This window comes from Cupriavidus sp. 207A1 (assembly GCF_057798955.1).
Genome location: NZ_JBYOJO010000002.1, coordinates 347,614 through 360,331, shown reverse-complemented (window position 1 = coordinate 360,331; position 12,718 = coordinate 347,614). Strand labels below are relative to the sequence as shown.

13 protein-coding genes are annotated in these 12,718 nt (G+C 68.3%); 4 read left to right on the top strand and 9 right to left on the bottom strand.

Annotated features, from left to right (window positions below; all coding sequences use genetic code 11):
* Positions 1 to 64: 64 nt before the first annotated feature.
* Positions 65 to 1,090 (bottom strand): bile acid:sodium symporter family protein, encoded by a 1,026-nt coding sequence (locus tag AC3FMM_RS04430; protein WP_115708322.1) that lies wholly within the window; start codon positions 1,088 to 1,090, stop codon positions 65 to 67.
* Positions 1,091 to 1,194: 104 nt separating this feature from the next.
* On the opposite strand from AC3FMM_RS04430, the gene AC3FMM_RS04425 reads away from it, so the two are divergent.
* Complete coding sequence (locus tag AC3FMM_RS04425; protein ID WP_115708324.1) at positions 1,195 to 2,112, top strand: LysR family transcriptional regulator; 918 nt, start codon at positions 1,195 to 1,197, stop codon at positions 2,110 to 2,112.
* A gap of 15 nt (positions 2,113 to 2,127) precedes the next feature.
* Here AC3FMM_RS04425 and AC3FMM_RS04420 read toward each other — a convergent pair whose 3' ends face one another.
* Positions 2,128 to 2,907 (bottom strand): class I SAM-dependent methyltransferase, encoded by a 780-nt coding sequence (locus AC3FMM_RS04420; RefSeq protein ID WP_488686165.1) that lies wholly within the window; start codon positions 2,905 to 2,907, stop codon positions 2,128 to 2,130.
* Positions 2,908 to 3,061: 154 nt separating this feature from the next.
* Here AC3FMM_RS04420 and AC3FMM_RS04415 point away from each other — a divergent pair, with 154 nt between their 5' ends.
* Entirely contained in the window at positions 3,062 to 3,871 is an 810-nt protein-coding gene (locus AC3FMM_RS04415; RefSeq protein WP_488686164.1) for a helix-turn-helix transcriptional regulator, read from the top strand.
* 18 nt (positions 3,872 to 3,889) lie between these two features.
* On the opposite strand, the gene AC3FMM_RS04410 is transcribed toward AC3FMM_RS04415, so the two are convergent.
* The 7 genes from AC3FMM_RS04410 to AC3FMM_RS04380 form a co-directional block, all read right to left on the bottom strand.
* Positions 3,890 to 4,648, bottom strand: coding sequence for a 3-hydroxyacyl-CoA dehydrogenase (locus AC3FMM_RS04410; RefSeq protein WP_018008911.1), 759 nt, complete (start codon positions 4,646 to 4,648; stop codon positions 3,890 to 3,892).
* 210 nt (positions 4,649 to 4,858) lie between these two features.
* The gene (gene adk, locus AC3FMM_RS04405) at positions 4,859 to 5,524 is read right to left on the bottom strand and encodes an adenylate kinase (RefSeq protein ID WP_488686163.1); all 666 of its coding nucleotides are present in this window, start codon (positions 5,522 to 5,524) and stop codon (positions 4,859 to 4,861) included.
* A 390-nt stretch (positions 5,525 to 5,914) separates the two neighbouring features.
* Positions 5,915 to 6,724, bottom strand: a complete 810-nt coding sequence (kdsB, locus tag AC3FMM_RS04400; protein WP_115679491.1) for a 3-deoxy-manno-octulosonate cytidylyltransferase — start codon at positions 6,722 to 6,724, stop codon at positions 5,915 to 5,917.
* A gap of 11 nt (positions 6,725 to 6,735) precedes the next feature.
* Positions 6,736 to 6,939, bottom strand: a complete 204-nt coding sequence (locus AC3FMM_RS04395; protein ID WP_012351886.1) for a Trm112 family protein — start codon at positions 6,937 to 6,939, stop codon at positions 6,736 to 6,738.
* Positions 6,920 to 8,023 (bottom strand): tetraacyldisaccharide 4'-kinase, encoded by a 1,104-nt coding sequence (gene lpxK / locus AC3FMM_RS04390; RefSeq protein ID WP_115708329.1) that lies wholly within the window; start codon positions 8,021 to 8,023, stop codon positions 6,920 to 6,922. Before lpxK ends, AC3FMM_RS04395 begins: the two co-directional genes overlap by 20 nt.
* A 149-nt stretch (positions 8,024 to 8,172) precedes the next feature.
* Positions 8,173 to 8,598 (bottom strand): ExbD/TolR family protein, encoded by a 426-nt coding sequence (locus AC3FMM_RS04385; RefSeq protein WP_115679493.1) that lies wholly within the window; start codon positions 8,596 to 8,598, stop codon positions 8,173 to 8,175.
* A 24-nt stretch (positions 8,599 to 8,622) separates the two neighbouring features.
* The gene (locus AC3FMM_RS04380) at positions 8,623 to 9,243 is read right to left on the bottom strand and encodes a MotA/TolQ/ExbB proton channel family protein (protein WP_026164567.1); all 621 of its coding nucleotides are present in this window, start codon (positions 9,241 to 9,243) and stop codon (positions 8,623 to 8,625) included.
* 1,073 nt (positions 9,244 to 10,316) lie between these two features.
* Here AC3FMM_RS04380 and xseA point away from each other — a divergent pair.
* A complete protein-coding gene (gene xseA / locus AC3FMM_RS04375; protein ID WP_488686162.1) occupies positions 10,317 to 11,702 on the top strand; it encodes an exodeoxyribonuclease VII large subunit in 1,386 nt (461 codons plus the stop codon).
* 200 nt (positions 11,703 to 11,902) lie between these two features.
* The gene (sodB, locus tag AC3FMM_RS04370; RefSeq protein ID WP_012351891.1) at positions 11,903 to 12,484 is read left to right on the top strand and encodes a superoxide dismutase [Fe]; all 582 of its coding nucleotides are present in this window, start codon (positions 11,903 to 11,905) and stop codon (positions 12,482 to 12,484) included.
* Positions 12,485 to 12,718: the final 234 nt, after the last annotated feature.

The following is a 12,718-nucleotide window of genomic DNA, read 5'->3' as shown; positions in this document are numbered from 1 at the left end:
GGCAGGCACAGAAAAAACCGGACATGGCCAAGGGCATGTCCGGTTTTTTTCATGGCCGCGTGCTTCAGGCGCGCGCGGTGGCCTGGTCCTCCAGCAGCGCATCCCGGTTGGCATAGCGCGACGCGATCACCGAGCAGACGATCAGCTGCAGCTGGTGATAGACCATCAGCGGCAGTACCAGCAGCCCCAGCGCCGGATGGCCGGCAAACAGGATCTTGGCCATCGGGATGCCGTTGGCCAGGCTCTTCTTCGAGCCGCAGAACACCGCGGTGATCTCGTCCTCGACGGAAAAGCCCAGGCGGCGCGCGGTCAGCGTGGTAAAGCCCAGCACCACGAACAGCAGCACCGCGGCAATCCCCATCACCGCGCCGATGGTCTGCCACTGGTACTGGTGCCACAGGCCTTCGGCGGTGGCGTCGCAGAAGGACGAATAGACGATCAGCACGATCACGCCGCGGTCGATCTTGTTGGTGATGTGCTTCTTCCTGGCGAGCCAGCTGCCGATCAGCGGGCGCAGCAGCTGTCCCAGCGCGAACGGCAGCAGCAGCTGCAGCGCCACGCCGGTCAGCGCCTTGCCCAGCGGCATCGAGGCGCCGCTGGCGCTGATCACCAGCCCCATCAGCAGCGGCGTCACCAGCATGCCGATCAGGCCCGAGATGGTGGCGTTGAAGATCGCGCCCGAGACATTGCCGCGCGCCATCGAGGTCATGGCCACCGACGACGACACCGTCGACGGCAGCGCGCACAGGAAGAACACGCCCAGCAGCAGGTCGGCCGGCAGCGTATTGCGCAGCGACAGCATCAGCAGCGCACCGACCACCGGGAACACCACGTAGGTGAAGACCTGCACGAACACATGCAGGCGCCAGTGCTTGGCACCCGCCACCAGCTTGTCGCGCGACAGCGCCGCGCCGTGCAGGAAGAACACCAGCGCCACGCCCAGGCTGGTCACCACGCCGAGGTGCAGCGGGCCGTCGCCGGTGCCGAGTTCGGGCGCGGCCAGCGCGATGGCGATGGCGGTCAGCATGACGAGCACAAAGCCGTCGATCAGGTCATAGAGCTTCTTGAGGTTGCGGACAATACGGGACATGACTGCGGGTGAAATCCTGCGGTGTTAGGGTTTTGCCTAGTATTGGACGCCAGCCGGGTCTAGAATGCAAATTCATTTATAGAATCTATTTATCTACTTGTTGCATGAATTACACATTGCGCCAGTTGCGCGTGTTCCTGGCCGTGGCCAGTAGCGGCGGATTCAGCCGGGCCGCGGACGCCGTCGGACTGACCCAGCCGGCGGTCAGCCGCGGCGTTGCCGAGCTGGAAGACGCGCTCGGCGTGCGCCTGCTGGATCGCACCACGCGCGAAGTGGTGCTGACGGAAGCCGGCCATGCGCTGGCACCGGCGCTGGAGCGCCTGCTCGGGCAGCTCGACGATACCCTCGAAGAAACGCGGCAGCTGGGTGAACGCTATCGGGGTCGTGTAGTGATAGCCGGCGCGCCGACGATTTCGGCCCGGCTGATGCCGCTCTACGTGGCCGCGTGCGCCGCGCAGTATCCCGAGATCCGCCTGACCGTGCGCGATAACGTCCAGGCCGACGGGCTGGAGCAGGTGCGCGCCGGTGCGGTGGATTTCGGCGTGCTGATCGACCCGCTGGTGCGCGACGGGCTGCTGGTGGAGCCGGTGGCGACCGATCCGTTCTGCTTCGTTTGCCGGCGCGACCATCCGCTGGCGCAGGCGGAATCGGTGCCGTGGTCGGCGCTGCATGGGATGCGGCTGGTGCTGCTGGACTTTGCCTCGGGCAGCCGGCCGCTGATCGACCGCGTGTTCGGCCGCCACGGCGTGGTGCCGCAGGTGGTGCAGGAGCTGGGCCATTCGGCCAGTGTGTTCGGCATGGTCGAGGCCGGCATCGGCGCCTCGGTGCTGCCGTCGTTCTCGCTGCCGCTGCCGGCGGCGTCGCCGCTGGTGTGGCGCCCGCTGGTGCCGCGCGAGGAGCGCAGCATCGTCATGGTGCGGCGCGAGGACCGCTCCTTGTCGCCGGCCGCGGCGGCGGTGTGGGAACTGGTGCGGCGCCTGACCGTGCGGGCCGAAGCGCCAACGATCAGCGCTGCGGCCTGAGCAGGCTTGCTCCTGTCAGCGCGCGGTGACCATCACCGCTTCCAGCTCGAAGCTGCCGTCTGCCTGCACGCGATAGTGCTCGCGCACTTCCGCGGGCGCCACCTGCCACAGGTGCCGGATCGCGTCCACCGCGACCGCCGGCGCGCGCATGCGCTGCACCCAGCTGTCGAACTCAATGCCGATGCGCCAGGTTTCTGATACGGCAATCGCTTCCGCGGCAAAGCCCGCGGCTTCGAACATCGCGCGCCAGCCTGCCGGCGTGTAGTCGCGCACGTGCGAGGGATCGCGCAGCAACTCGACCGATTGCAGCCAGGTATCGCGCAACGGGTCCGGCGCGCCGGCGATGTCGATCATCACCACCTTGCCGCCGGGCTTGAGCACGCGGCGAATTTCCGCCAGCGCGGCCGGCACGTCGCGCCAGTGGTGCGCGCTCATGCGCGACACCACCGCGCAGAAGCTGGCATCGCCGAACGGCAGTTGCTCGGCCGCGCCCTGGCGGGTGCGCACGTTGGCCAGCCCGCGTTCGCACGCAGCGGCCTCGACCACAGCCAGCATGTCGGCCGACAGGTCGTAAGCAGTCACCTCGCCCGCCACCGCCGCGGCGGCAAAGCTGGCATGGCCGGCGCCGCAGCCCAGGTCGAGTACGCGGCTGCGTGCGCGATTGGCCGCGGGAATCAGCGCGGCCAGTTCGTCCTTCAGTTGCTGCAGGTCCGCGCCGCTGGCGTGGACCGCGCTGGTGAGATAGGCGCTGGCGGTGGCGCCGAACTGGGCGGCGACGAGTTCCTGTTGCTGCATGGTGCTGGGCTCCTTGTGCCGCGGCCGAGCCAGGGCGGCGCTGTTGTTGTCGGGGAGGGGACTTGCCCGCGAGGCGGGTCCGGCATACTGTAGGCCGGTCGTTTTCCCGGTACAAGTCACCGCTTTATCCTGGTATAAGTGCCACCAGCCTCCCATGCCGCCACACGCCCAACCTTCCGCTTCGCCCGCCTCGCCAGCCTCGCGCGAAGCCGTGCTCGGCGCTTTCCTGCGCGCGCACCGGGAACGCCTGGCGCCGGCGGACGTGGGCCTGGCGCCCGGCCAGCGCCGCCGCACGCCGGGCCTGCGCCGCGAGGAAGTGGCGCAGCTGGCGGGACTGAGCACGACCTGGGTGACGTGGCTGGAGCAGGGTCGGCCGGTGTCACTGTCGGCGCGCGCGCTGGCCAGCCTGGCCGCGGCGCTGCGGCTGTCGCGCGCCGAGCGCGCCTACCTGTTCGAGCTGGCCGGGCGGCGTGACCCGCAACACGCCGAGGGCGAGCCGGTGCCGCCCGCGGTGCTGGCGAGCGTGCATGCCATCGACGGGCCGGCCTACCTGCTCGACCGGCAATGGACCGCGCTGGCCTGGAACCCCGCGGCCGCGGACCTGTTCACCGGCTGGCTCGACGCCGCCGGCACCGAGCGCAACCTGCTGCGCGCGATGTTCCTGTCGCCGGCGCTGCAGGCACTGGTGCAGGACTGGCCGCATCGCGCCGCCCGGCTGGTGGCGGAGTTCCGCGCGCACAGCATCCGCCACGCCGACGCGGCGCCGACGCGGGCATTGATCGAGGGACTGATGGCAGAGAGCGCGGACTTCCGCGCCGCCTGGCTGTCGCAGGACGTGGAAGACCGGGAAGGCGGGCGCCGCGGCTTTCGCCATCCGCGCCAGGGTGCGCTGCAGTTCGAGCAGCTGACGCTGGTGCCCGCGGCGGCGCCGGGGCTGATGCTGGTGATGCTGCTGCCCGGCTGAGCGGGCAGCGCGCTGCGCTTACTTGGGCTGCATCCGGATCGCGCCGTCCAGGCGGATCACCTCGCCGTTGAGCATGGGGTTCTCGATGATCGAGCGCGCCAGCTTCGCGTATTCGGCGGGCCGGCCCAGCCGCGACGGGAACGGCACCATCTTGCCCAGCGCGTCCTGCACCTCCTGCGGCATGCCCAGCAGCATCGGGGTCTCGAACAGGCCCGGGGCGATGGTCATGCAGCGCACGCCGTCGCGCGCGAGGTCGCGCGCGATCGCCAGCGTCATGCCGACCACGCCGCCCTTGGACGCGGCATAGGCGGCCTGCCCGATCTGCCCGTCGAAGGCCGCCACCGAGGCGGTATTGATGATCACGCCGCGCTCGCCCTCGCTGTCCGGCGCGTTCTGCACCATCGCCGCGGCGGCCAGGCGGATCATGTTGAAGGTGCCGATCAGGTTGATGCGGATGGTCTTGTCGAAGGCATCGAGCGGATGCGGACCATTCTTGCCGACCGTCTTGTTGGCGGTGGCAATGCCGGCGCAGTTGACCAGGCCGGCAAGGCGGCCAAGCGACTGCGCCGCCGCGACCACGGCCTGGCCATCGGCTTCCGAGGTGACGTCGCAGCGCACGAACCGGCCTCCGGTCTCGGCCGCCAGCGCCTGGCCGGCAGCCTCGTTCAGGTCGGCAATGACAACCCTGGCGCCGGCTTCGGCGAGCAGCCGGGCGGTGCCGGCGCCAAGGCCGGAGGCGCCGCCGGTGATGATGAAGACGTTGTCCTTGATTTCCACGATGGTGTCTCCTCGGTATGGTTTCCGTTTACGTAAACGTTAAGCATTGTACGGAGGCGGAACTGATGTGCAAGGGGGGCGATTAATTTCCGGTCAGGATGATGCTTAGCGGGAATCGCCTGCGCGATCGGGTGCCGATCACTCTGATATTCAATAAAAAAAAGCGGCCCGAAAGCCGCTTTCATCTTCCTGCAGTGTCCAGCGAGACAATTACTTCAGCGCCTCGAACACCCGCGCCGTGATCTCGTCGACGCTGCCGACGCCCAGGATCTTGCGGTACTTCGGCGGCGCCACCTTGGCCGCGGCGTCGCCGTTGGCCGCCCAGGCCGAGTAGTAGTCGACCAGCGGGCGGGTCTGCTGCGAGTAGACGTCGAGGCGCTTCTTGACGGTTTCTTCCTTGTCGTCGTCGCGCTGGATCAGCGGCTCGCCGGTCTCGTCGTCGACGCCTTCCGCCTTCGGCGGGTTGTACTGGAGGTGGTAGGTGCGGCCCGATGCCACGTGCACGCGGCGCCCGCTCATGCGTTCGATGATGGCGTCGAACGGCACGTCGATCTCGAGCACGTAGTCGATCGCCACGCCCGCGTCCTTCATCGCCTCGGCTTGCGGAATGGTGCGCGGGAAGCCGTCGAACAGGTAGCCGCTCTTGCAGTCGTCCTGCTTCAGGCGGTCCTTCACCAGGCCGATGATGATGTCGTCCGACACCAGTCCGCCCGCGTCCATGACCTTCTTGGCTTCCACGCCCAGCGGCGTGCCGGCCTTCACCGCGGCGCGCAGCATGTCGCCGGTGGAGATTTGCGGAATGCCGAACTTCTCGCAGATGAACTTGGCTTGCGTGCCTTTGCCGGCGCCAGGCGCGCCCAACAGGATCAAACGCATTTACGGGTCCTCAGAGTTTTTAATCCGGTATGGCGGGAGATCAGAAGGAGGGTAACGCCGTAACTTGACGCGAGACTGACTGCGGTCCCGGGACGCGCTGACTGCGTTCAGCGCGGGCACGGCTCAGGCGTACCCACGCGTACGGCCGGCGGCGGCTGCCAGGGGGATGGCGGCGCGGCGCACCGGACGGGCTCTATCTTTATCTCCCCACCGAGCCTTGGCCGGCGGCGCGATTGCTCGCGCCAGCGGGGCGGCTCTGTATCGGCAAGCATTATGCCATGAGGCAGCCGGGATTCGGCCCGAAATCGGCCTCCCGGTTCGGTTGCAGCAGAATCGACCTGAGCGGGCAGGCGCCGCCCGCGCTGGCGGCGATGCCCGGGGGGATGCCGGTCAGGGCCCTTCCTGGGCCATCGACTGCGCCCACAGCGCGCGCACCCGCTCGAGGTCGGCCTGGGTGTCGACGCCGGGCGCGGGCGCGCCGGCGGTCTGCATCACCGCGATGCGCTCGCCGTGCCACATCGCGCGCAGCTGCTCCAGCGCCTCGGCCTGCTCGAGCGGCGCTGCCGCCAGCGTCGGGAAGCGGCGCAGGAAGCCGGCGCGATAGGCGTACAGGCCGATATGGCGCAGCACCGGCATGTCGGGCAGCGGCACCCGGGCCGATTCGGCGGGCATGGCCGGCACGCCGGACCATGCGTCGCGCGCCCACGGAATCGGCGCGCGCGAGAAATACAGCGCGCGCCCGGCGGCGTCGCACACCACCTTGACCACGTTGGGGTTGAACACCTCGGCGCTGTCGTGCAGCGGATGGGCCGCGGTGGCGATGGCGCAATCGGCGTGGTGCGCCAGGTGCAGCGCGACTTCGTCGATCAGCGCCGGCTCGATCAGCGGCTCGTCGCCCTGCACGTTGACGACGATGGCGTCATCGGCCAGGCCCAGTTGCGCGGCGACCTCGGACAGGCGGTCGGTGCCGGAAGGGTGGTCGGCGCGGGTCAGCACCGCTTCGATGCCGTGCGCGGCGCAGGCCTGCGCCACCGCCGGCGCGTCGGTGGCGACCACGGTGCGCTGCGCCGACGACGCATGCGCGCGCTCGGCCACGCGCACCACCATCGGGCGCCCGCCGATATCGGCCAGGGGCTTGTCGGGCAGGCGGGTCGAAGCCAGCCGTGCGGGAATGACGACGGTAAACGCGGGCAGGGTCATGGCCGCGCTGCTCAGTTGCCCGCCGGCGCGTCCGGCTCGATCACGCGGCCCGGCACCGACTGGCGGGCCTCGTCGGCCAGCATCACGGGAATGCCGTCGCGGATCGGGTAGGCCAGCTTGTCGGCGTGGCAGATCAGCTCCTGCGCGGCGCGGTCGTATTCCAGCTTGCCCTTGCATAGCGGGCAGACCAGGATTTCAAGCAGCCGGTTGTCCATCTCGGTGTTCCTCGTTGCGCCCGGCGGCGCCGCTCGCGGCGGCCGGCGCGGTCGGCGCGGGTTGGATTTGCGCCTGCACGGCGCGGCGGATTTTATCGATCAGGCCCGCATCGATCACGGGCCTGGTGGGCACGACCCAGATGCGCGGGTCGTCGAAGCGCTCGCATTTTACGGCATCCTTCTCGGTGATCAGGATCACGTCGGCATCGAGCGCATCGGGATGGTCGACGAACGGGTCGACCACGAAGTCATAGTGGTCCGGCAGCGGCAGTGTCTTCGGCGCCAGGCCGGCGCCGCGCAGGCTGGCGAAGAAGCGCTCGGGGTTGCCGATGCCGGCCGCGGCCAGCACGCGCCGGCCGGCGAAGGCGCTGAGCGGCCGCGCCATGGTGGGGTCGGCGAGCTGCCAGGCGTCATCCAGTTCCAGCCGCATGCCGTACACACCGGGACGGTCGGGCGTGGCGCGGAAATTGGGGTCGTTGATCAGCGTGGCGTCGCGCGGGCGCGAGAGCGGCTCGCGCAGCGGGCCCGCCGGCAGCATCAGCCCGTTGCCGCCCATGCGCGCGTCGAACATCACGATCTCGAAGTCGCGCTGCAGCTTGTAATGCTGCAGGCCGTCGTCGAGCAGCAGGACGTTGATGCCGGGGTGCGACACCAGCATGGCCTGCGCGCACAGCGCGCGGTCGGGGTAGACCCAGACCGGCACGTCGGTGGCGCGCGCGATCAGCAGCGGTTCGTCGCCGACGTCGCCGGCCTGCGAGGTCGGCTTGACCCGGCGCGGGTGCTTGAGCTGCACGCCGTAGCCGCGCGAGACCACGCCCGGCCGCAGCCCGGCCTCGGTCAGTGCATGCGCCAGCGCGATCACCGCCGGGGTCTTGCCGGTGCCGCCGACGGTGACGTTGCCCACCACCACCACTGGCATCGGCAGCCGCGTCGACCTGAACCAGCCGCGCTGGTAGCCATGGCGGCGCACCCGCGCGACCAGGCCGAACAGCAGCGAGAACGGCAGCATCAGCCACGCGAACCAGCCGCGGCGTTGCCACTGGGCGGTCACGAAGTCGGCAAGGGCATGGCGGGGAACGGGCATGGACGCGGCGGGCGAGAGTCGATGGTCGGGATGCGATTGTAGTGCGCTCGCGGCTTCGCCCCTGGGGGCGGCCCAACCATTATGGGCACTGCCGTGCGCATGGGGCAAGCCCGCGGACCGCGCGCGGCAGGCGCGGCCCGGCCCCGGGGTCAGCGCGGCTGCGCGCTCTGCGTGGCGAAGGTCAGGCGCGACAGCCCGGCCAGCCGCGCGGCCTCCATCACGTTGACCACGGCCTGGTGCGTGGCCTGGGCGTCGGCGTTGACGATCACGACCGGCGGCTGGCCGCCGGTGCCCGCGGCGGTGCGCAGCTGGTCGGCCAGGCTGGTGACGTCCTTCTGCTCCATCACCTGCTTGTTGACCGAGTAGACCCCGCGCGAGGACACCGACACCACGATCTCCTGCGGCTGCTGCCGGGCGCGCTCGGCGTCGGCGGTGGGCAGCTGGATCTGCAGCTCGGTAAAGCGCGAGTACGTGGTCGTGATCATCAGGAAGATCAGGATCACGAGCAGCACGTCGATCAGCGGGATCAGGTTGATCTCCGGCTCTTCGCGCCGCTGGCGGGAACGGAAGTGCATGGCGTTCGGGTGGGCGTGCCGCGCTCAGGCGCGGCGCTGCGGCAGGATGGCGTCGAGAAACGAGGTGGCGCGGAATTCCAGCTCGGCCACGTAGTCGTCCACGCGGCGGCGGAAGTAGCGCCAGAAGATCAGCGCCGGGATCGCCACGATCAGGCCGAAGGCGGTGTTGTACAGCGCCACCGAGATGCCGTGCGCCAGCTGCTCCGGGCTGGTGCCGGTGCCGCCCTGGCTGCCGAAGATCTCGATCATGCCGATCACCGTGCCCAGCAGCCCCATCAGCGGGGCCACCGAGGCGATCGTGCCGAGTGCGTTGAGGTAGCGCTCGAGCTCATGCGCGACCACGCGGCCGGCTTCCTCGACCACGTCCTTGGCGGCGTCGCGCGAGGTATGCGGCTGCAGCACCACGTGGCGCAGCCCGGCGGCCAGCACGCGGCCCAGCGGTGAATTCTGCTCCAGCGTGTTGACCACTTCCGGCGTGGCACGGCGCTGCTGCGCGGCCGCCAGCGCCTCTTCATAGAGCTTCGCCGGCAGCACCTTGCTGCGCTTGAGCGACAGGAAGCGTTCGACGATCAGCGCCAGCGCGATGACCGAGGCGAGCAACAGCGGCCAGATCGGCCAGCCGGCCGCTTGAATGATGGAAAACAATTGGACCCCCGGGATCGACAACCGAATTACGAAACCCCAAACCACCAACCGGCATGCCTTGAGGCGCGTGGGCATGATGCCTTGCTGCGCGCTCCGGCATTGCTCTGAAAAAACAGGCGCCACTCTAACCCGCGGCCTGGCGCGCGGCAAGGGACGATGGGCGCCTGTCTCCGGCGCGCATCGTGTCACTGCCGTACAGGCTGCCGCTTTCCACAGCCGGCAGGGACAGTGTTGTGGATCGATTGTGGAAAGCCGCCGGACAAGATGGCTAACTCATTGATCGGAAAGGGCGAAACAGATGCTGCTTAAATTTTGTGCAACAGCGCTCCCCAGCGGCTGCGGCGCATCCGGCACGTGCCGCGGCGACCGCTGCCACGGTTTCAGGCCCGGCTTCTGTGCGCAAGCGCACGACTTTCCACAAAGCAGCGGGACAGTACTGTGGAGGGCTTGTGGAAAGGTGCCTGAGAGTTTCCATAAGACGTTGATTCCAAAGGGACTCCAACTCCCTGCTTAAAAAACGGGCAGACAGGCTTATTCGCTTTGGGCCGGCGCTGCAGCGGGCGGGCGTGGTCAAAAGCAGGGTTTGTCCACAGCGAGGAGGGAGAGCGCTGTGGATGGCTTGTGGACAAATCCGGGAGAAGATACGCAAGCGTTTGAATATCAACGGTTTCTTTGGTACTGCCGAGAAAATGTGCAAATGCAGCAGACGCGTTCCATGACGGGGCTGCCTTCAGGCGCGTGTTGGCCAGGCGCAGGGCGAGGCGCTTGGCGCATCCAATAAGCGGGCTACCCGCCACGCAAGCTGGAAAAGTGTTCTATACATCGCATTTTATCCAGAAAGGCTGTGGATAACTTTGTGAACAAGCCCTTGGCCCGGCATGTAAGTGGTTGATGCAAAAGAGAAATGGTTATATTGCCTAATTTTTGTTGCGCTCATAAACCGCATAAGAATCAAAGGCTTGCACGAATTCATGCGGCTTTCAGGGTAGCGCGCGCCCATCAGCGCTACCCCCTTGACATTGCAGTTATGCTGTGGACATGTCTGATCTACGCCGCATGTCCGCGGCTTCGCCATGTCTGACCTGCCGAATTTTTCGCGTGACCCTTCCGCCACCACGCCGCGCAGCGGCCGCGAGGTGATCCCCGTCGGCGAACTCAACCACGCCATCGCGCGCGTGCTCGAACGCAGTTTCCCGCTCGCCTGGGTACGGGGCGAAATCTCAAACTTCACGCGTGCCGCCAGTGGCCACTGGTATTTCTCGCTGAAGGACGCGCGCGCGCAGATCCGCTGCGTGATGTTCCGCGGGCGCAACCAGCATGTCGACTTCCAGCCGCGCGAGGGGGAGGCGGTCGAGGTGCGCGCCGTGGTCTCGATGTACGAGGCGCGCGGCGAGCTGCAGCTGGGGGTCGAGGCCATGCGCCGCGCCGGCCTCGGCAACCTCTATGAAGCCTTCCTGCGGCTCAAGGAAAAGCTGTCGCAGGCCGGGTTGTTCGCGCCGGAGCGCAAGCGCCCGGTGCCGGCACAGCCGCGCACCATCGGCGTGGTCACCTCATTGCAGGCCGCGGCGCTGCGCGATGTGCTCACCACGCTGCGGCGGCGCGCGCCGCATGTGCCGGTGGTGGTCTATCCGGTACCGGTGCAGGGCGCGGGCGCGGCGCAGAAGATCGCGGACATGCTCGACGCCGCGGCCGCGCGCGCCGAATGCGACGTGCTGATCCTGTGCCGCGGCGGCGGCAGCATCGAAGACCTGTGGTCGTTCAATGAAGAGGTGGTGGCGCAGGCGATCGCGCGCTGCACGCTGCCGGTGGTCTCCGGCGTCGGCCACGAGACCGATTTCACCATTGCCGATTTTGTCGCCGACGTGCGCGCGCCGACCCCCACCGGCGCGGCCGAGCTGGTCAGCCCGGATCGCGCGCACCTGCTCGCGCAGACCGCGCGCGCGCGCGATGCGCTGAGGCAATGCCTGCGCCGCGGGCTGGACCTGCGCGCGCAGCACCTCGACTGGCTGGCGCGGCGCGTGCGCAGCCCGCAGGCGCAACTGCAGGAGCGCCGCGCGCAGATCGACAATCTGGCGCGACATTTGCGGTCGGCATTGCGCGACACCGTGGTGTCGCAGCGCCATCGCCACCAGTTGCTGGCGATGCGCTGGCGCGCATGCCGCCCCGACGCCGCCGCGGCCCACGCCGACGCGACGCGCCTGTGGCAGCGGCTGCAGGCCGCCGCGCTGCGCCAGCACGAGCGCGCCGGCCAGCGCCTGGCGCGCAGCGCCGGCGCGCTCGAGCTGCTGGCGCCGCAGCGTACGCTGGAACGCGGCTATGCGGTGCTGCTCGACCAGCGCGGACGCGCGCTGCGTGCCCCCGCCGAGATCCGCGCGGGCAGTGTGGTCGAAGCGCACCTGGCCGAGGGCGTGGCCGACCTGGCGATCGCCGGCGTGCAGGCCAAGCTGCCGGAATTCTGAGCCGCCGCGCGGCGCCGGGAACGCCTCCCATTCGCGTGCGGCACAGGCCCGAAAGGCTGCGCCGAAATCTCCCGGAAAGCCGCGCGCGGACAAACTAACATCGGAGCAGGGGGCTTTGCGCCGCGGTTTGCGTGGGTCTTGCAAGTCCCCTACAATCGGCAATTCCGGACCCAACAACCCCAACCCACAGAGACAGAACAATGGAACACAAGCTCCCCCCGCTTCCGTACGCGCATGATGCCCTGGCTCCGCACATCTCCAAGGAGACGCTGGAGTTCCATCATGACAAGCACCACCAGACCTACGTCACCAACCTGAACAACCTCATCAAGGGCACCGAGTTCGAGAACGCGACCCTGGAAGAGATCGTCAAGAAGTCGTCGGGCGGCATCTTCAACAACGCCGCACAGGTGTGGAACCACACCTTCTACTGGGATTCGCTGAAGCCCAACGGCGGCGGCCAGCCGACCGGCGCACTGGCCGATGCCATCAACGCCAAGTGGGGCTCGTTCGACAAGTTCAAGGAAGAGTTCACCAAGGTTGCCGTCGGCACCTTTGGTTCGGGCTGGGCCTGGCTGGTCAAGAAGGCCGACGGCTCCCTGGACCTGGTGTCCACCTCCAACGCCGCCACGCCGCTGACCACCGATGCCAAGCCGCTGCTGACCTGCGACGTGTGGGAGCACGCCTACTACATCGACTACCGTAATGCCCGCCCGAAGTATGTCGAGGCATTCTGGAATGTCGTGAACTGGGACTTCGCCGGCAAGAACTTCGCTGGCTGATCCACGCATCGTCCAGACCGCAGCAAACAAAAAGGGCCGCCAGGCCCTTTTTTGTTGCCCCGCGATTCCGTAGTCCCGCACACTCCGCACTTCCTGTGTTCACGCCGTCCCATGGCTGGAACACAGCGACACACTACCGCCCACTACCGGGTCCCGCACCCGCGCCCTATGCTGCGGATGTCCATGCCGGCGTGGTCCGCCATCACGATAACAAATCGATATGGTGACCAAAAG